This is a genomic window from Streptomyces sp. SDr-06 (assembly GCF_003324565.1).
Lineage (GTDB): Bacteria > Actinomycetota > Actinomycetes > Streptomycetales > Streptomycetaceae > Streptomyces.
On the sequence record NZ_QOLA01000013.1, the window covers coordinates 154869 to 173167 of the forward strand.

At 72.4% G+C, this 18299-nt stretch carries 14 protein-coding genes; 7 read left to right on the forward strand and 7 right to left on the reverse strand.

Annotation, left to right across the window (positions count from 1 at the left end; translation table 11 throughout):
• Positions 1–604 precede the first annotated feature (604 nt).
• Positions 605–3703 (forward strand): sacsin N-terminal ATP-binding-like domain-containing protein, encoded by a 3099-nt coding sequence (locus DT019_RS24915; RefSeq protein ID WP_114039200.1) that lies wholly within the window; start codon positions 605–607, stop codon positions 3701–3703.
• Positions 3704–4010: 307 nt separating this feature from the next.
• On the opposite strand, the gene DT019_RS24920 is transcribed toward DT019_RS24915, so the two are convergent.
• On the reverse strand, positions 4011–6431 hold the full coding sequence (locus DT019_RS24920; RefSeq protein WP_114039119.1) for a cation-translocating P-type ATPase: 2421 nt from the start codon (positions 6429–6431) through the stop codon (positions 4011–4013).
• A 106-nt stretch (positions 6432–6537) separates the two neighbouring features.
• Positions 6538–6828 (reverse strand): DUF2530 domain-containing protein, encoded by a 291-nt coding sequence (locus DT019_RS24925; protein ID WP_114039120.1) that lies wholly within the window; start codon positions 6826–6828, stop codon positions 6538–6540.
• 204 nt (positions 6829–7032) lie between these two features.
• Between DT019_RS24925 and DT019_RS24930 the strand changes: the two genes are divergently transcribed.
• Entirely contained in the window at positions 7033–8487 is a 1455-nt protein-coding gene (locus DT019_RS24930; protein WP_114039121.1) for an NCS2 family permease, read from the forward strand.
• Between the two features lie 48 nt (positions 8488–8535).
• On the opposite strand, the gene DT019_RS24935 is transcribed toward DT019_RS24930, so the two are convergent.
• On the reverse strand, positions 8536–8718 hold the full coding sequence (locus tag DT019_RS24935) for a ribbon-helix-helix protein, CopG family (RefSeq protein WP_114039201.1): 183 nt from the start codon (positions 8716–8718) through the stop codon (positions 8536–8538).
• Positions 8719–8875: 157 nt separating this feature from the next.
• Here DT019_RS24935 and DT019_RS24940 point away from each other — a divergent pair, with 157 nt between their 5' ends.
• A complete protein-coding gene (locus tag DT019_RS24940) occupies positions 8876–9319 on the forward strand; it encodes a MarR family winged helix-turn-helix transcriptional regulator (protein WP_114039122.1) in 444 nt (147 codons plus the stop codon).
• Between the two features lie 27 nt (positions 9320–9346).
• Positions 9347–10684, forward strand: coding sequence for an MFS transporter (locus DT019_RS24945; protein ID WP_114039123.1), 1338 nt, complete (start codon positions 9347–9349; stop codon positions 10682–10684).
• A gap of 76 nt (positions 10685–10760) precedes the next feature.
• On the opposite strand, the gene DT019_RS24950 is transcribed toward DT019_RS24945, so the two are convergent.
• On the reverse strand, positions 10761–11966 hold the full coding sequence (locus DT019_RS24950; protein WP_114039124.1) for an FG-GAP repeat domain-containing protein: 1206 nt from the start codon (positions 11964–11966) through the stop codon (positions 10761–10763).
• Between the two features lie 116 nt (positions 11967–12082).
• Between DT019_RS24950 and thpR the strand changes: the two genes are divergently transcribed.
• On the forward strand, positions 12083–12652 hold the full coding sequence (thpR, locus tag DT019_RS24955; RefSeq protein ID WP_114039125.1) for an RNA 2',3'-cyclic phosphodiesterase: 570 nt from the start codon (positions 12083–12085) through the stop codon (positions 12650–12652).
• A gap of 156 nt (positions 12653–12808) precedes the next feature.
• On the opposite strand, the gene DT019_RS24960 is transcribed toward thpR, so the two are convergent.
• From DT019_RS24960 to DT019_RS24970, 3 genes are all read right to left on the reverse strand, one after another.
• Positions 12809–13801 (reverse strand): aldo/keto reductase, encoded by a 993-nt coding sequence (locus tag DT019_RS24960; RefSeq protein ID WP_114039126.1) that lies wholly within the window; start codon positions 13799–13801, stop codon positions 12809–12811.
• Between the two features lie 81 nt (positions 13802–13882).
• Positions 13883–14890 carry an aldo/keto reductase gene (locus tag DT019_RS24965; RefSeq protein WP_114039127.1) on the reverse strand — a complete coding sequence of 336 codons (1008 nt, stop codon included), beginning with the start codon at positions 14888–14890 and terminating at the stop codon, positions 13883–13885.
• A 76-nt stretch (positions 14891–14966) separates the two neighbouring features.
• On the reverse strand, positions 14967–15638 hold the full coding sequence (locus tag DT019_RS24970) for a DUF4232 domain-containing protein (protein WP_147267348.1): 672 nt from the start codon (positions 15636–15638) through the stop codon (positions 14967–14969).
• Positions 15639–15934: 296 nt separating this feature from the next.
• On the opposite strand from DT019_RS24970, the gene DT019_RS24975 reads away from it, so the two are divergent.
• Entirely contained in the window at positions 15935–17086 is a 1152-nt protein-coding gene (locus DT019_RS24975; RefSeq protein WP_114039129.1) for a DUF2786 domain-containing protein, read from the forward strand.
• A gap of 203 nt (positions 17087–17289) precedes the next feature.
• Complete coding sequence (locus DT019_RS24980; RefSeq protein WP_114039130.1) at positions 17290–17820, forward strand: RICIN domain-containing protein; 531 nt, start codon at positions 17290–17292, stop codon at positions 17818–17820.
• The last annotated feature ends 479 nt before the right edge of the window (positions 17821–18299 follow it).

Sequence of the window (18299 nt, forward strand, 5' to 3'; positions counted from 1 at the left end):
CCCCTGCGCCCCTCGCGGGGCTTCGCCCCGGACCCCGGGGGAGTTTGCCCGCCCGCCCGTGCAGGGGGTTGGATGAGCTGAGCCCTGGGGGCTCCGCCCCCAGACCCCCAGCCGGGACTGCGTCCCCTGCACCCCTCGCGGGGCTTCGCCCCGGACACCCGCCTGAACGGCGCTCGTCCTCAATCTCCCCCAAGGCCTTGAGGGCCAGGGGCCCCCATGACGGGTTGAGGTTGCCCATGCGGGCCAGCACCGACCCCGCCAGGGGCGCGGGGAACTGCGCGAGCGGCCACGCACGGTCCGCGGGCGGGAACGGGTTGAGGGGCGCGGGGAACTGCGCGAGAGGCCGCCGCCCGCAGATCCCGCCCTGCCGCGGACGCCCACGCTCGGACGAGCATTCCAGGAATCCGGCCACCAGGGAGTCCGAGGGGGCGGAGCCCCCCCGTAGGCCGCTCCAAGGGTGAAACCCGCCCGATTCCCCCGGAGGGTCTGGGGAAGGGGGCGGGGAGGGGGAATTGAAGCCCCGCCCCCCACGCGCGGTACCTTCGGGCCGCAGTCCCGGAACGCGGGGCAGGACAGAGCGGAGTACGGCGTGATCGTCAAGGCGATGGCGGCCGAAGGGGCCGACCCCTTCGGGACGGCGCGGCTGCGGCGCGGGGTCCTGAACGCCTGGGGCGCGGGCCCGGCCAGGTTCCGCGAGGACGCCAACGCCGAGGAGGACCTGGCCCTGGGCGGCTACCGCGACCGCCTCGTCGTGGAGCTCGCCCAGAACGCCGCCGACGCGGCCGCCCGGGCGAACACCACGGGCCGCCTCAGGCTGACCCTGCACCCCGCGACCCAGGACACCCCGGCCGTGCTGGCCGCGGCCAACACCGGCGCCCCGCTGGACGCGATCGGCGTCGAGTCGCTGTCCACCCTGCGCGCCAGCGCCAAGCGGGCCGACACCGAGGTGGCCGTGGGCCGGTTCGGCGTCGGGTTCGCCGCGGTCCTGGCCGTCAGCGACGAGCCCGCCGTGGCGGGCCGGACCGGCGGCGTGCGCTGGTCGCTCGCCGAGGCCCGCGAGCTGGCCGCCGATGCCGCCGCCGCCAGCCCCGGCCTGGGCGACGAACTGCGCCGCAGGGACGGACACGTACCGCTGCTCAGGCTGCCGCTGCCCGCCGAGGGCGCCGCCCCCGAGGGGTACGACACCGTCGTGGTGCTGCCGCTGCGGGACGGCACGGCGGAGGATCTCGTACGCCGCCTCCTCGACGGCATCGACGACGCGCTGCTGCTCACGCTGCCCGGTCTGACCGAGATCGTCGTCGAGACCCCGGGCGCGACACGGGTGTTGAGGCGCTCGGTGCACGACGCGTACGTGCACATCGACGACAGCCGGGACGAGACGATCCACCGCTGGCGGACCGTCAGCCACCACGGGCCGATCGGCAAGGACCTGCTCGCCGACCGGCCCGTCGAGGAGCGGCTGCGTCCGCACTGGACGGTGACCTGGGCGGTCCCGGTGGACGAGGACGGCGCGCCCGAACGGCCCCGTACCGCCGCCGTCGTGCACGCCCCGACCCCCACCGACGAGCCGCTCGGCGTACCGGCGCTGCTCATCGCCTCGTTCCCGCTCGACACCGCGCGCCGCCACCCCGCGCCCGGCCCGCTGACCGACTTCCTGGTGCGGCGCGCGGCCGACGCGTACGCCGAACTCCTCGGCGGCTGGCGTCCGGTGACCGCTGCCACCGTCGACCTGGTGCCGGGCCCGCTCGGCCGGGGCGAGCTGGACGGCGCCCTGCGCGCGGCCATCCTGGAACGGCTGCCGCGCGTGGCGTTCCTGGCGCCCGCCGCGCCCACCGAGGAGCTGGTGGCGCTGCGCCCGTTCGAGGCGGAGGTCGTCGAGGGCGCGGGCGCCGACACCGTACGCGTCCTCGCCGAGGTGCTGCCCACCCTGCTGCCCGCCGGTCTCGAACGCCGCCCCGAGCTGCGCACGCTGGAGGTGGGGCGGCTGCCGCTCGGCGACGCCATCGAGCGGATCGCCGGGGCGGAACGGGTCCCCGAGTGGTGGCACCGGCTCTACGACACGCTCGCCGGAGTCGACCCCGACCGGCTGTCCGGCCTCCCGGTGCCGCTCGTGGGCGGCCGCACCGCCATCGGGCCCCGCCAGATCCTGCTGCCGCTCCCGGACACCCCGGCCGACCTCGGCCGCCTCGGCCTGAAGGTCGCCCACCCGGACGCGGCCCACCCGCTGCTCGAAAAGCTCGGCGCGCTGCCCGCCACTCCGCGCGCCGTCCTGACGACGCCTCAGGTGAGGGCGGCCGTGGCCGCCTCGCTCGACAGCGGGGATATCTGGGACGAGGACGGCGGCGGTCTGGACGCCGACGAACTCGCCGACACCGTCCTGACCCTGGCGCGCGAGGCGAACCTCGCGCCCGGTGACGAACCCTGGCTCGGCGCGCTCGCGCTGCCCGACGAGGACGGCGAACTCGCCCCCGCCGGCGAACTCGTCCTGCCCGGCTCCCCCTTCGCCTCCGTCATCCGGGAGGGCGAACTGGCCGAGGTCGACCGGGAGTTGGCGGAGCGCTGGGGCGAGCAGCCGCTCACCGCCTGCGGCGTGCTGGCCACGTTCGCGCTCGTCCGCGCCACCGACGTGGTCCTCGACCCGGACGAACTGGAGCCGCGCGACGGCGACTTCGCCGAGCCGGACGACGCGGGGCTGCTCGACGCGGTCGACGTGTGGTGCGAGGACGTCCTCGACCGCCTGCCCGACTCCCCGGTCCCGCCGGTCGCCACCGAGCTCATCGCGGTGCGCGACCTCGACCTGGTCGACGACGACGCCTGGCCCCGGGCCCTCGCCCTGCTCGCCCGGCCGCCGCTGCGGGACGCCCTGACCCAGCCCGTACGGGTGCTGCTGCCCGACGGCACGACCGAGTCCGTACGCCCCTACACCGCCTGGTGGCTGCGCGACCACCCGGTGCTCGACGGGCGCCGCCCGGCCGGTCTGCGTGCGGCGGGCTCCGACCCCCTCCTGTCCGGCCTGTACGAGTCCGTGGACGCGACCGGCTTCGACGACGCGCAGGTCCTGCGGGCGCTGGGGGTACGCACCTCGGTGTCCGCGCTGCTCGACGAGCCGGGCGGCGCGGCGGAGCTCCTCGGGCGCCTGGCGGACGAGGACCGGCCGGTGTCGGGGGCCCAACTCCACGCGCTGTACACGGCGTTGGCGGACCTCGACCCCGAGCAGGTCACGCTGCCGGACGAGCTGCGGGCGGTGGTGGACGGGGAGGTCCGCGTCGTCGACGCCTCGGACGCGGTGGTGGCCGACGCCCCCGACCTGCTGCCGCTCGCGGGCGGCACGGCGCTGCTCCCGGTGGCCCCGGCCCGCGCGGCCGAGCTCGCCGAGCTGCTCCAGGTGGGGCGGCTGAGCGAGGCGGCGTCGGCGGAGGTGACGTCGACGGGCGTCGAGCGCGCGGTGCCGGACGCGGTGCGGGCCCTGCTCGGCCCCGCCGCCCCGGCCACGTACATCGAGCACGAGGAGCTGCTCGCAGGCGGCGTGGAACTGGACTGGCGGCGCCCGGCCGACGGCACGGTCCACGCGGCGACGCTCGAGGGGGTGGCGGCGGGTCTCGCCTGGGCGGCGGGCCAGTGGCCCCGTCGGTTCGAGGTGGCGGCGCTGCTGGAGGATCCGTCGCGGACGACGGAACTGGCGAGGGACCGCTGGTTCGACTAGCCCCGCCCCGCCGCGTGGCCTCCGAGTGGCTCCGCCCCTCGGACTCCCCGGGGGCTGGATTGCGCCCCTTCACCCGCTTTCGTCCGCGGACCGTAGGGGCCGCTCGCGCAGTTCCCCGCGCCCCTCGAACCCCCTTCTATCTGCGGACCGTGCCCGCTTCTCGCGCAGTTCCCCGCGCCCCTTGGCAGGACGGTGCCGGCCCGCATGGGCATACCCAGCCCGTCCGGCAGATGAGGAGGAGCGCCGTTCAGGCGCGAACGGGGGTGCGGGGGCGGAGCCCCCGGAGCGGGTGGGGGGTGGGCCGGAGTTACTGGTCCGGCCACCTGCGGACGACCCAGCGCCAGGTCAGTTCCAGCACGGCCGACCCCACCACCGCGATGCCGACGGCAGTCCACGGCATCACCGTCCCCACCAGCTTCAGCGCGAAGAAGTGCTGAAGCCACGGCACCGCGAGGACCAGCAGGAAGGCGACGCCCATCGCCACGACCAGGGCGACGCGCCACCACGTGTAGGGGCGGGCGATGATCGCCAGGACCCACATCGACACGAGGAAGAGGGTGAGGGTCGTGACGCTGGTCTCCGCGTCCAGCTCGCCGGGCCCGGAGTAGTACGCCCGCGCGATCATGTACGTCACGAACGTGGCCACCGCCGCGATGACCCCGCTGGGGATCGCGTACCGCATCACCCTCCGCACGAAGTGCGGTTTGGCGCGCTCCTTGTTGGGGGCGAGGGCGAGGAAGAACGCCGGGATGCCGATGGTGAAGGTGGACAGCAGCGTCAGGTGCCGGGGCAGGAAGGGGTATTCGACCTGGAAGCAGACCACCAGGACGGCGAGCAGGACCGAGTACACCGTCTTGGTGAGGAACAGCGTGGCGACCCGGGTGATGTTGCCGATCACCCGGCGCCCCTCCGCCACCACCGAAGGCAGCGTGGCGAAGCTGTTGTTGAGCAGGACGATCTGGGCGACCGCGCGGGTCGCCTCGGAGCCGGCGCCCATGCTCACGCCGATGTCCGCGTCCTTGAGGGCGAGCACGTCGTTGACGCCGTCGCCGGTCATCGCCACGGTGTGGCCGCGCGACTGGAGCGCCGCCACCATGTCCCGCTTCTGCTGCGGGGTGACCCGGCCGAAGACGGAGTTGGAGTCGAGGACGTCGGCCATCTCGTCCGGGTCGGTGGGGAGTTGGCGGGCGTCCACGGTGTCGGCCGCGCCGGGCAGGCCGAGCTTTCCGGCGACCGCGCCGACGGACACCGCGTTGTCGCCGGAGATGACCTTGGCCTTGACGTTCTGCTCCTCGAAGTAGCGCAGGGTGTCGGCGGCGTCGGGCCGCAGGCGCTGTTCGAGGACGACCAGGGCGGTGGGCCGGGCGTCGGAGGCGACCTGGGGGTCGTCGAGTTCGCGAGAGGCGCGGGCGAGCAGCAGCACGCGCAGGCCCTGCTCGTTGAGCGCGTCGATCTCGGCGAGCGCCGGGTCGCCGGGCCTGAGCAGCACGTCGGGCGCGCCGAGCAGCCAGGTGCTGTTCTCGCCGTCGCCCTCGCTGAACGCGGCGCCGCTGTACTTGCGGGCCGAGGAGAACGGCAGGGATTCGGTGCAGCGCCACACCTCGCTGTCCGGGTAGGCGTCGATGATCGCCTGGAGGGATGCGTTGGGCCGGGGGTCGGACTCGCCGAGCGCGCCGAGCACCTTGCGTATGTACGTCTCGTCGGAGCCGTTGAGGGCGCGCAGCTCGGTGACGTCCATGCCGCCCTCGGTGAGGGTGCCCGTCTTGTCGAGGCACACCACGTCGACGCGGGCCAGGCCCTCGATGGCGGGGAGTTCCTGCACCAGGCACTGCTTGCGGCCGAGCCGGATGACGCCGATCGCGAAGGCGACCGAGGTCAGCAGGACGAGCCCTTCGGGGATCATCGGGACGATGCCGCCGACGGTGCGGGCGATGGAGTCCTTGATGTTGTCGTCCTTGACCACGAGCTGGCTGATGACCAGGCCGAGGGCGGTGGGGACCATCATCCACGTGACGTACTTGAGGATGGTGGAGATGCCGCTGCGCAGCTCGGAGTGGACGAGGGTGAACCGGCTCGCCTCCTCGGCCAGTTGGGCCGCGTAGGCCTCGCGGCCGACCCGGGTCGCGGTGAACGCGCCGCCGCCCGCGACGACGAAGGCGCCCGACATCATCTTGTCGCCGGGCTTCTTGAGGACCGGGTCGGCCTCACCGGTCAGCAGGGACTCGTCGACTTCGAGGCCGTCCGCCTCGACCGCCTCGCCGTCCACCACGATCTTGTCGCCGGGCCCGAGCTCGATGACGTCGCCGAGCACGATCTCGGAGGTGGAGATCTCGGCGGCCCGCCCGTCGCGCCGCACGGTGGGTTTCGCCTCGCCGATGACCGCGAGTCCGTCCAGGGTCTTCTTGGCGCGCATCTCCTGGATGATGCCGATGCCGGTGTTGGCGATGATCACGAAACCGAAGAGGCTGTCCTGGATCGGCGCCACCACGAGCATGACCGCCCACAGCACGCCGATGATCGCGTTGAAGCGGGTGAACACATTGCCGCGGACGATCTCCGCGGTGGAGCGACTGCTGCGGACGGGAACGTCGTTGACCTCGCCGCGCGCCACCCGCTCGGCGACCTCGGCCGCCGTCAGGCCCTCCGCGCGCCCCGTCGGCGCGGGCGGCTTCACGGGATGGACGGGGTCGAGTTCCGCCCCGGCGTCGATGTTGGCGCGCTGCGTCATGATGTCGACGGTACGGCGGGAACGGGCGCTTCACCTGCCGGGACGGCCGAACATCCGACCTCGGGAGGAGACGAATGGTCCTCTGGCGGTACGCAGGTCCGAAGGGCTACTGACTTTCGGCCCTTGCGCTCCGCTCGGCGGCGTCCGCCAGCTGGGCGGCGTGCCGCTTGAGCGCGGCGTCGCGGCCGCGGACGTACCAGATGCCGATGAGGCCCAGGCAGCCGCCGGCCAGGCAGGTCCACACCCACCACAGGTGGCCGTGGTCGTCGAACCAGCCGTAGAACGGGAGCTGGACGAGGAAGAGGACGAACCAGAGGATCGTGCCGCCGGTGATGGTGGCGACCACGGGGCCCTCAAGGGGCTCCGGCGCCTCGTGTTTCGGTGTCCACTTCGCCATGCGATCAGTGTAGGGCGCGGCCTTTTGCCGGAATCCCGGCGCCGACCGGCCCAGTGGGGCCAAGGGTCTACGCGCGGAGATGGTGATCTTCGACTTATGTATTCATACTGAAACGGCTTACGGCTGACTCATTCTGTTCGTTAAAACGTCCAAAGAAGTTCGGGTACGTGCCGTTTCCCCGCCCCTTCACGACTGAGGTTCCGCATGCCCTCCTCGGCCCCCGACACGGTCGACGCCGCAGCTCAGCCGCCGGCACCCGCCACGCCGACCAACGCCCTGGACCGCTACTTCAAGATCTCCGAGCGGGGCTCCACCCTCGCCCGTGAGATCCGCGGCGGATTCGCGACCTTCTTCGCGATGGCCTACATCATCGTGCTGAACCCGATCATCCTCGGCAGCGCGAAGGACATGTACGGCCACCAGCTCAACAGCGGGCAGCTGGTCACCGCGACCGTGCTCACCGCCGCCTTCACCACGCTGCTCATGGGCGTCATCGGCAACGTGCCGATCGCGCTCGCGGCGGGGCTCGGCGTCAACACCGTCGTCGCCCTCCAGCTCGCGCCCCGCATGAGCTGGCCCGACGCGATGGGCATGGTCGTCCTGGCCGGCCTCGTGGTGATGCTCCTGGTCGCGACCGGGCTGCGCGAGCGCGTCATGAGCGCGGTGCCGCTCGGCCTGCGCAAGGGCATCGCGATCGGCATCGGCCTGTTCATCATGCTGATCGGCCTGGTCGACTCGGGCTTCGTCTCGCGCATCCCGGACGCCGCGCACACCACCGTGCCCCTCCAGCTCGGCGGCAACGGGCACCTGCTGGGCTGGCCGGTCCTGGTCTTCGTCCTCGGCGTCCTGCTCACGCTCGCGCTGATGGTCCGCAAGGTGCCCGGCGCGATCCTGATCTCCATCGTCACGATGACGGTCGTCGCGATGATCATCAATGCCGTGGCCACCGTGCCGTCCTGGGGCCTGACCACCCCGAAGTGGCCGGGCAACCCCGTCGACACCCCGGACTTCGGGCTCGTCGGCCAGGTCAGCCTCTTCGGCGGGTTCTCCAAGGTCGGCGTCCTGACCGGCGTCCTCTTCGTCTTCACCGTGCTGCTCTCGTGCTTCTTCGACGCGATGGGCACGATCATGGGCATCAGCGACGAGGCGGGTCTGACCGACGCCCAGGGCTACATGCCGGGCATGAACAAGGTCCTGTTCGTCGACGGCATCGCGGTCGCGGCGGGCGGCGCCTCGTCCGCCTCCGCAACCACCTGCTTCGTGGAGTCCACGGCGGGTGTCGGTGAGGGCGCGCGGACCGGCTTCGCGAACGTGGTCACGGGCGGCCTGTTCACCGTCGCCCTCTTCCTGACGCCGCTCGCCACGATGGTGCCCTCCCAGGCGGCCACCCCGGCGCTGCTCGCGGTCGGCTTCCTGATCCTCTCCGGCTCGATCCGGGAGATCGACTGGGCGGACTGGACGATCGCCATCCCGGCCTTCGTGACGATGCTGATGATGCCGTTCACGTACTCGATCACCAACGGCATCGGCATGGGCTTCGTCACCTTCACGGTGCTGCGCCTGGTGGCCGGCCGGGCCCGCGAGATCCCGGTCGCGATGTACATCGTCTCGGCGGTCTTCGGCTTCTACTACCTGATGCCGGCGCTCGGCCTGACCTGATCCCCGCCCGCCGGGCGCGGCCGACCGAAAACCCCCGGCCGCGGAGCGCTACGCCGCCCCGTAGAACTTCTCCGTCTCGTCGACCGCCGCCTTGAAGCGCTCGTCGAAGTCGTCGCGTATGAGCGTCCGGACCACATAGTCCTGGACGCTCATTCCGCGTTTCGCGGCATGGTGCCTGAGCCGTTCGAGCAGCTCACCGTCTATTCGCAGGCTGAGCACGCTGGTCCCCATGGACCGAGGGTGGCCGCCCGCCCGGGCCCCGCGCGTCATTTTCCGGAGACGACTCACTCGTTCGGGTGATCTGTGGCGCGAAGGCGCCGGTGTGGCGCTGGACACCTGGGCTTAACCAGGTGGTATTTAGCCAGAGTAATGAGTTATGCTAACGAACATGTCTGACCTGTCCCACGGCAGCGGCGAGGACGCCGCCGCCGTGAACTCCCTGCGCTCGGCCGTCATGCGGCTGGGCCGGCGCCTCAAGCACCAGCGCGTCGACGAATCGCTCAGCCCGACCGAGATGTCGGTGCTCGGCACCCTGGCGCGATGCGGCTCGGCCACCCCCGGTGAGCTGGCCCGCAAAGAGCACGTACAGCCGCCGTCGATGACCCGCATCGTCGCGCTCCTTGAGGCGAAGGGCCTGGTCAGGCTGGAGCCACATCCCGATGACCGCCGGCAGAAGGTGGTCAGCCAGACCGAAGAGGCCGAGGCGATGCTCGAAGAGAGCCGCCGCAAGCGCAACGTCTGGCTGGCCTCCCTTGTCGAAGGCCTGGACGAGGACGAGTGGGCGAAGCTTCGCGCGGCCGCCCCGGTCCTGGAGAAGCTCGCACACCTGTAAGGCGCATCGCTAGGAGGCGAACACTTTTTGAGTACGGGACCCGGATCACCATCCGCCCCCGCACCTACCCCTACCTACAACAAGCGCGGTGGGGGGATGTTCTCCTCGCTCGCGGTCCGCAACTACCGGCTGTTCTTCTCCGGTGCCATCGTGTCCAACATCGGCACCTGGATGGCCCGGATCACCCAGGACTGGCTGGTCCTGACGATCACCGGCTCGTCGGTCGCGGTGGGCATCACCACCGCCATGCAGTTCCTGCCGATGCTCCTGTTCGGCCTGTACGGCGGCGTCATCGCCGACCGGTTCGCCAAGCGGAACATCCTGTTCGTGACGCAGACGGCGATGGGTCTCGGCGGGCTCTTCCTCGCCGTGATGACCCTGTCCGGGCACGTCCAGGTCTGGCACGTCTACCTGACGGCCTTCTTCACGGGCCTGGTCACCGTCGTCGACAACCCGACCCGGCAGTCCTTCGTCTCCGAGATGGTCGGGCCCGACCGGGTGCGCAACGCGGTCAGCCTGAACTCGGCGAACTTCCAGTCCGCCCGGCTCGTCGGCCCCGCCGTCGCGGGCGCGGTCATGGCGGCCGTCGGACCCGGCTGGGCGTTCCTCGCCAACGGCCTGTCCTTCACCGCCCCGCTGATCATGCTCACGCTGATGCGCACCAAGGAGCTCCAGCCGACCCGGCTCGCCCCGCGCGGCAAGGGCCAGCTGAAGGAGGGGCTCGCGTACGTGTCGGAGCGGCCCGAGCTGATCTGGCCGATCGTCCTGGTGGGCTTCGTCGGCACCTTCGGGTTCAACTTCCCGATCTGGCTGAGCGCGTTGGCCTCCGACGTCTTCCACGGCGATTCCGGGCTGTACGGCCTGTTCAACAGCCTGATGGCGATCGGCTCGCTGATCGGCGCCCTGCTCGCGGCGCGGCGCGCCACCACGCGCCTGCGGATGCTGGCGCTCGCGGCGCTGGTGTTCGCGGTGCTCGAACTCGCCGCGTCGGCCGCCCCCGGCCTCGGGGTGTTCATGGCGCTGCTCATCCCCGTCGGCATCCTCGGCCTCACGGTCAACGTGACGGCCAATGCCTCGGTGCAGATGGCCACCGACCCCGAGATGCGGGGCCGCGTGATGAGTCTGTTCATGATGGTCTTCACTGGCGGCACCCCGCTGGGCGGTCCGCTCTTCGGCTGGCTGACCGACGTCTACGGCGTCCGCGTCAGCCTCGCGCTCGGCGGTCTGATCTGCGGTGCGGCGGCGATCGGCGTGGGCCTGATGCTGGCCCGCGCGGCCAACCTGCGCCTGAAGGTCGACGTGCGCCCCGGCCACCGGCACCTCGAGTTCGTCCCGAGGGACCGGGCTCTGGTCGCGGCCGCCTGACGGCCTCGCGCGTGACGGCGAACGGCCCGGCCCCCGTCGAGGGAGCCGGGCCGTCGTGCGCGTACGGGCGGACGGCTCAGAAGATGTCGCTCATCGCCCAGTTCCAGTCGTGGTGGGGGTCGCCGAAGGTGCCCTTGCCGGTGCCCGGGTAGGTCGTGAGCTCGCGGTCCGACTTGGCGAGCAGGTCGGGCGCGTTCCAGGCCAGGTCGTCCAGGACGTCGCCGACGCACAGCAGCGTCCGGTACGTGTCCCAGCCCGCGCCGCCGATCAGCACCCGGGGGCGGAATCCTCCGTGCCCGTCGCCGGGGTAGCGCCACAGGCGGCCCGAGGTGTCGTTGGCGACGATGTCGTCGTGCCCGTCGCCGTCGAGGTCGCCCGTGCCGGTGAACGTCAGGGTCGTGTTCCAGCCCGCGCCCAGGCTCTTGCGGTGGCCGAAGCCGCCGTGGCCGTCGCCCGGGTACAGCCAGGCGCGCCCCGCGCCGTCGAGAGCCATGAGGTCGTTGTGGCCGTCGCCGTCGAGGTCGCCCACCGGGGCGAAGTGCCGCATGCCGGCCCAGCCCGCCCCCACGCGCAGGCGCTTGCCGAGGCGCCCGTCGCCCTGGCCGGGATACAGCCACAGCACCCCGGCCCGGTCCCGGGCGAGCACGTCCTCCTTGCCGTCGCCGGTGAGGTCGCCGTGCCGGGCCAGGGTCATGCCGTTCCAGCCGCGCCCGAGGAAGGTGCCGTTGCCGTCGCCGTCCAGGAAGTAGAGGCTGCCGTTCCAGTTGCGCTGGAGCAGGTCGGCCTGGCCGTCGCCGTTGAGGTCGCCGAAGGACTGGGCGCGTACGTCGTCACCGCCGCCGGAGCTCCAGTCGGAGTACTCCTTGCCCGACTGGCACTCGCGCAGCGTCCGGCCCCAGCGGAACGAGGTGTTGTCGTCCTTGCGGGGCTTCGCGCCGTGCGGGGCGGGCTTGGGCGGCGGGGTGCCTATGCCCGGGCCCTTGAGGTACATGTCGCGCCCCGGGTCCAGGTACTGGAACTCCGCCGGGCTCCACATGCAGGAGAACTCGCCGCCGGAGCGGTTGTAGACCGCCGGGGTCTCGTCGTCCCACGGCTCGGCCGAGGCCTGCGGCCCGGCGTAGGCGTCCATCGGGGCCTGGTTGTCGGCCCGGTCGAAGACGCAGAACTTGCCCACCGGGCAGTGGTCGAAGCCGACGGAGGCGTGGGCGGGGGTGAGCGCCGTGACGGTGAACCCCAGGACGGCGGCAGCCGTCGACAGAACAGTGCGGATGGTCGGCCGCATGAATCATTTCCCCCCAGGGAAGCCGGGGCGCGGGCCCCGCAGAAACGAGCGACGGGATCCTACGACAGGCCTCGCGGCGGCTCGGCACAGGGGGCCGATCTTGGTTGACTGTCCCCATGCGCCTCTTCGCCGCCGTACTCCCCCCGGCCCCGGCCGTCGACGAACTCGGCCGCGCGGTTCGGCAGTTGGGGCGTCTGCCCGGCGGGCAGGCGCTGCGCTGGACCGGGCGCGAGGGCTGGCACCTCACCCTCGCGTTCATGGGCGACACCGACGAGGCGGTCCTGGCCGAGCTGCACGAACGGCTGCGCCGGGCGGCCCGCCGCACCGAGCCCTTCACGCTGCGGCTGCACGGCGGCGGCCGCTTCGACGGTCGCGCCCTGTGGGCCGGCGTCGCGGGCGGCCTCGACCACCTGCGCCTGCTCGCCGAACGCGCGGACGCAGCCGCCCGCCGCTCCGGCATCCCGATGGACCAGCACCGCCGGTATGTGCCGCACCTCACCCTGGCGCGCACGCGCACGCCGATGGACCTGAAGCCGTACGCCGACGCGCTCGCCGCGTTCGAGGGCAGCCCGTGGCAGGTCGGCGAGTTGGCCCTGGTCCGCAGCGACCTGCCGCGCGGCGGCACCCCTGGCGAGCAGCCCCGCTACGAGACGGTCGCGCGCTGGCCGCTGGGCGGGGCCGGTTAGGCTCAAGGGGTGGACCCGAAGACCAGGAACCGGATCATGGCCGGTGTGCTCGTGCTGATGTTCATCGTCGTGGCGGTGGCGGCCGCCGTCGGCTGACCGCGACCGCCGCCCGCGCGGGGCCGGTCGGCCCCGCGCCCCCGTTCCGGCGCGTACGCCCTACCAGGCGAAGGCCTCCGGCGACGGTCCGGGGCCGGGGAAGATGTCGTCGAGCGCGGTCAGGAACTCCTGCGGCAGATCGAGTTCCACCGCCCGCAGCGCCGCGTCCAGCTGGTCCGCCGTACGCGGCCCGACGATCGGGCCCGCCACGCCGGGCCGGGTGAGCAGCCAGGCGAGCGCCACCTCGGCCGGGTCGAGATCGTGCTTGGCGACCAGGTCCTCGTACGCCTGGACCTGCCCGCGCACCCCCGGGTTCGCCAGGGTCTGGGCCGCGAGGCCGCCCTTGGAGCGCGAGCCGGAACCCTCGCGCTCCTTGCGCAGGATGCCGCCGAGCATGCCGCCGTGCAGCGGCGACCAGGGGATGACGCCGAGCCCGTACTCGACCGCGGCCGGGACGACCTCCATCTCCGCGCGGCGTTCGGCGAGGTTGTAGAGGCACTGCTCGCTGACCAGGCCGACCCGGCCGGTGCGGGCGGCGGTCTCGTTGGCCTGCGCGATCTTGTAGCCGGGGAAGTTGGACGATCCGGCGTAGAGGATCTTGCCCTGGGTGATCAGGACGTCGACGGCCTGCCAGATCTCCTCGAAGGGCGTCAGGCGGTCGATGTGGTGGAACTGGTAGACGTCGATGTGGTCGGTGCCCAGGCGCCGGAGCGAGGCCTCGACGGAGCGGCGGATGTTGACCGCCGACAGCTTGTGGTGGTTGGGCCAGGCCTCGCCGTCGCCCATGTTGCCGTACATCTTGGTGGCGAGGACGGTCTTGTCGCGCCGGTCGCCGCCCTGGGCGAACCAGCTGCCGATGATCTCCTCGGTACGGCCCTTGTTCTCGCCCCAGCCGTAAACATTGGCGGTGTCGAAGAAGTTGATGCCCGCGCCGAGCGCGGCATCCATGATCGCGTGACTTGCGGCCTCGTCGGTCTGCGGTCCGAAGTTCATCGTCCCCAGGACGATCCTGCTCACCTGGAGACCCGTGCGTCCGAGCTGCGTGTACTTCATGGAAGACCAGCCAACGTCTTCGAGCTCGCTCAAGGCAAGGGGCCGGGCCGGGACTTCCCGGCCCGGCCCGGAGCCCGCGTCCTACCAGGCGAAGGCCTCGGGCGAGGGGCCCGGGCCGGGGAAGATCTCGTCGAGCCCGGCGAGCAGCTCCTCGCCGAGCTCCAACTCCAGCGCGCGCAGCGCCGATTCGAGGTGGGCGGGGGTGCGCGGGCCGACGATGGGGCCGGTCACGCCGGGCCGGGTGAGCAGCCAGGCCAGCGCCACCTCGCCGGGCTCCAGCTCGTGCTTGGCGACCAGGTCCTCGTACGCCTGGATCCGGGCCCGTACGGCCGGGTCGGCCAGGCCCGCGGCGGAGCGGCCGGTCCTGGTGCGCGCGCCCGTGCCCTCGCGCTCCTTGCGCAGCGCGCCGCCGAGCAGGCCCTGGTGGAGCGGCGACCAGGGGATGACGCCGAGCCCGTACTCCTGGGCGGCCGGGACGACCTCCATCTCGGCGCGGCGCTCGGCGAGGTTGTAGAGGCACTGCTCGCTGACCAGACCCAGCCGGCCGGTGCGGGCGGCGATCTCATTGGCCTGCGCGATCTTGTAGCCGGGGAAGTTGGAGGTGCCCGCGTAGAGGATCTTGCCCTGGGTGATCAGGACGTCGACGGCCTGCCAGATCTCCTCGAACGGGGTGGCCCGGTCGACGTGGTGGAACTGGTACACGTCGATGTGATCGGTGCCGAGCCGCCGGAGCGAAGCCTCCACGGAGCGGCGGATGTTGACCGCCGACAGCTTGCTGTGGTTCGGCCACGCCTCGGTGCTCCAGGGCTTGCCCGGGGTCATGTCGCCGTACATCTTGGTGGCGAGGACGACCTTGTCGCGCCGGCCGCCGCCCCGGGCGAACCAGGAGCCGAGGATCTTCTCGGTGAGGCCCTTGTCCTCGTCCACGCCGTAGATATTGGCGGTGTCGAAGAAGTTGATGCCGGCGTCCAGGGCCGTGTCCATCAGGGCGTGGCTGACGGCCTCGTCCGCCTCGCTGCCGAAGTTCATCGTGCCGAGGACGAGACGGCTGACCTGGAGTCCGGTGCGTCCGAGCTGTGTGTACTTCATGGCCCCATCAAAGCCTGTTGGTGTGCGCTCGAAGCAAGGGCCCCGTTCAAAGGGTCCGACTCCCGCCGTCCGTCCGCTACTTGGAGCCGACGGGGCTGACGTAGGTGCCGGGATGCGTCGCCCCGTCCTGGAGCAGGACCGAGGAGAAGTCCCAGGGAAGGGTGTGGGCATGGGTCTCGTTCGGCGGGGTGACCACGATGCTCTTCGGCTGGAACTCCTGCCCGGCGCCCTTGCTGAACGGCAGGTAGAAGATGTTGAAGGTGGTCGTCGCGCCCGGCCGTACCGTGACCGTCGAGGGGGACTCGGCGGTGTAGCGCGTCAGTGACCACTTGGTGGAGCCGCCCACCAGGTCCACGCCGGGATAGCCCTTCATCACACACGCCTTGGCGCCCTTGTTGGTGAGCGTGATGGTGACGGCGCCCTGCGAGCCCTTCGACCGCGCCCCGCTGCCGGGGGCGACGGCGAAGCCGAGCTGGGAGGTCAGGCAGTGGTCGCCGCCCGCTCCGGTGCCGCTGCCCGTGCCCGCGTTCGTGTCGCCGCCGACGCTGCCGCCGGAGGGGGCCATGCTCCGGCCGCCGTTCACGCCGGGGGAGCTCGTGCCGGTGCCGGTGCCGGTGCCGGTGGCGGTGTTGCTCGGGGTGTCGGTGGAGACCTTGCCGGAGCCGCCGCTGTCGTTGCCGCAGGCCGTCAGGGTCAGGCCGGCGGTGAGGAGGGCGATCGCTGCCATGTGGGCGGTACGCAGGCGCAACACGGCGATCCTTTCGTTTCCTTGTCCGTTCGGGTGCCCGGCGCTCCCGGTTTCAAGCGGAACGCGCACGGAACGCGGGGCTGTGGTCCTGGCCCTTGAGCACACCGCGCACCTCCTGGACGTTCCGCGCCGCCGGACGGTTTCATCGTGGCGCGTGGACGCGGGATCGGCGCGCCGGGAATTCGTCCACAGCCTGTGGGTGGCCGGTTCTGGGCCGCGCCCGCCGTTTCGTGGTTCCGTTCGATTGCTGGGACCATCGGGGTCGGCGGCGCGGCGATCGGCACGGAGGCACGTTCATGGCAGGCGGAACACAGGGCGCTGGGACGGAGGCCGTCGACCTCGCGTTCGCCGCGGCGCTGTACATCGAGGGCGACGCTGCCCTCGACACCGGCGCATCGCTGCTCGCGGCCGCACCGGACGCGGACAGCGAACTCGCCCTGCGCGGGCGGGAGTTCGTGCGGCGCGCCTGGGATCGGGGCTGGCAGCCCGCCGATGTCGCCCGGATCGTACGGCGCGACCTGGACGAGCCGCACCTGCGCGTCCTGAGCGGCCTGATCCGCGACGAACTCGTCCGCTACGACCGGCTGCCCCCGCGCTGGCAGGGCCAGGTGGCCGACCTGCCGGAGGAGCCCTGGCGCGCGGACCGCTTCTCGTACGCGACCGTCGTCCTGGAGCTGTACCGGCTGCTGCTCGCGCTGCCCGCGATCGAGCCCGCCGGGCCGGTGCCTGGGGCCTCGCCGCTCGGGCCGCCGGTGCACGGCGAACCCAAGACGCTGGCCCGGATCCGGGCGCTGCTCGCGAAGGCCGAGGCGACCGGGTTCCCCGAGGAGGCGGAGGCGCTCAGCGCCAAGGCGCAGGAGCTGATGGCCCGGCACAGCGTGGACGAGGCGCTGCTCGCGGGGCGCGGGCCCGGCGGGGAGGTGCCGGGCGCCTGCCGGATCGGGGTGGACGCGCCGTATGAGACGGCCAAGGCGATCCTGCTCGACGCGGTCGCCTCCGCCAACCACTGCCGGGCGGTGTGGAACGCCGAGCTCGGCTTCTCGACGGTGGTCGGCTTCGAGGGGGACCTGGAGGTGGTCGAGCTCCTTCACACCTCCCTCCTCGTGCAGGGCACGGCCGCGATGACGCGGGCGGAGGCGGCGCAGCGGGCGGGCGGACGCAAGCGGACCAAGACGTTCCGGCAGTCCTTCCTGCTCGCCTACGCGGGGCGGCTGGGGGACCTGCTGACGGCTACGGCGCGGGATGTGGAGGCGTCGTACGGGGGTGAGCTGCTGCCCGTCCTGGCAACGCGGGCGGTGGCGGTCGCCGGGCGGGCGGAGGAGATGTTTCCCCGGACGGTGTCGACGCGGGTCCGGGGGGCGTCGGACGAGTCCGGTTGGCGGGACGGGCGGGCCGCGGCGGACCAGGCCCACCGCACCCCCCACCGCGGTCTCCCGGGCAGGCCCTGACCCGCCGAGACCCTCCGGGGGCGCGGGTGGGCCGAGCGCAGGCCGTCCCGGACCTGGCCCCGGGACGGCGGGACGGGGGTGGGACGGCGGTAAGGCCCGCGCGGAGCGCTAGGTTCCCGTTGTCGCCGTCCGGTGCGACACCTGCCGCGGGGGACCGTACGACGGAGCGCCCCCGCCTCCACACCTCTTCGGGGAATCCTCACATGCGCATACGCTCTTCCGCCGTGGCCGCCTTCGCCCTGGCCGCAGCCCTCGGCACCCTGCTGACCCCCACCGCGGCCCAGGCGGCTCCGAAGCCCAACGTCACGATCAACATCGCGGACGGCTACTGCCTGGACATCCCGAACGGAAGCGCTTCCAACGGGCAGGTCGTCCAGCAGTGGCCGTGCAACGGAACCAACGCCCAGCAGTGGAACATCCTGGACGCCGGCGCCAGCCACTTCAAGATCCAGAGCGCCGCGTGGCCGTCCTTCTGTCTGAACAACTGGAGGGGCGGCAACACCACGGGCGACTACATCAAGCTGTTCAACAACTGCGACAGCGCCGACGCGGCCTTCAACACCGTCGGCAACGACGGGGGCGGCAACTACATCCGGTTCCAGCCGATGAAGGCGACGAGCAACTGCGTCAACATGTGGGGCGGCCAGAACCAGGGCGCGCTCGCCCGCCTCTACCCCTGCAAGGAAGACGCCCCCAACGCCCGCTTCCGCCTGTGGATGTCCGGCACCATCTAGACGCCCAGGGCCGCGAGCAACTGCGGCCCGCAGCCGAGGGGTCCCAGGGGCGCGAGGAACTGCGCGAGAGGCACGCACGGTCGGCGGCCGAAGGGGGGTTGGGGGCGCGGGGAACTGCGCGAGAACCACGCACGGCCCGCAGCCGGAGGCGGGTTGGGGGCGCGGGGAACTGCGCGAGAAACCACGCACGGTCGGCGGCCGTAGGGGGGTTGGGGGCGCGGGGAACTGCGCGAGAAACCACGCACGGTCTGCGGCCGTAGGGGGGTTGGGGGCGCGGGGAACTGCGCGAGAAGCACCCACGGCCCGCAGCCGAAGAGGGATAGGGGCGCGGGGAACTGCGCAAACACCCCGCCCGGCCTGCGGGCAGCCACCCCCGCGGGGGCATGCGGGCAGCCACCCCAGGAAGGGCGACGGGCACCCGGCGTCGGGACGGCGCGAGCGGGGGCCGCCGGGGCGGGGGCGGACGGAAGGGCAACCTC

Coding starts and splice junctions, on each gene's coding strand:
- DT019_RS24915 (WP_114039200.1), top strand. CDS start 605: ATGGCGGCCGAAGGGGCCGACCCCTTCGGGACGGCGCGGCTGCGGCGC.
- DT019_RS24920 (WP_114039119.1), bottom strand. CDS start 6,431: ATGACGCAGCGCGCCAACATCGACGCCGGGGCGGAACTCGACCCCGTC.
- DT019_RS24925 (WP_114039120.1), bottom strand. CDS start 6,828: ATGGCGAAGTGGACACCGAAACACGAGGCGCCGGAGCCCCTTGAGGGC.
- DT019_RS24930 (WP_114039121.1), top strand. CDS start 7,033: ATGCCCTCCTCGGCCCCCGACACGGTCGACGCCGCAGCTCAGCCGCCG.
- DT019_RS24935 (WP_114039201.1), bottom strand. CDS start 8,718: ATGGGGACCAGCGTGCTCAGCCTGCGAATAGACGGTGAGCTGCTCGAA.
- DT019_RS24940 (WP_114039122.1), top strand. CDS start 8,876: ATGTCTGACCTGTCCCACGGCAGCGGCGAGGACGCCGCCGCCGTGAAC.
- DT019_RS24950 (WP_114039124.1), bottom strand. CDS start 11,966: ATGCGGCCGACCATCCGCACTGTTCTGTCGACGGCTGCCGCCGTCCTG.
- thpR (WP_114039125.1), top strand. CDS start 12,083: ATGCGCCTCTTCGCCGCCGTACTCCCCCCGGCCCCGGCCGTCGACGAA.
- DT019_RS24960 (WP_114039126.1), bottom strand. CDS start 13,801: ATGAAGTACACGCAGCTCGGACGCACGGGTCTCCAGGTGAGCAGGATC.
- DT019_RS24965 (WP_114039127.1), bottom strand. CDS start 14,890: ATGAAGTACACACAGCTCGGACGCACCGGACTCCAGGTCAGCCGTCTC.
- DT019_RS24975 (WP_114039129.1), top strand. CDS start 15,935: ATGGCAGGCGGAACACAGGGCGCTGGGACGGAGGCCGTCGACCTCGCG.
- DT019_RS24980 (WP_114039130.1), top strand. CDS start 17,290: ATGCGCATACGCTCTTCCGCCGTGGCCGCCTTCGCCCTGGCCGCAGCC.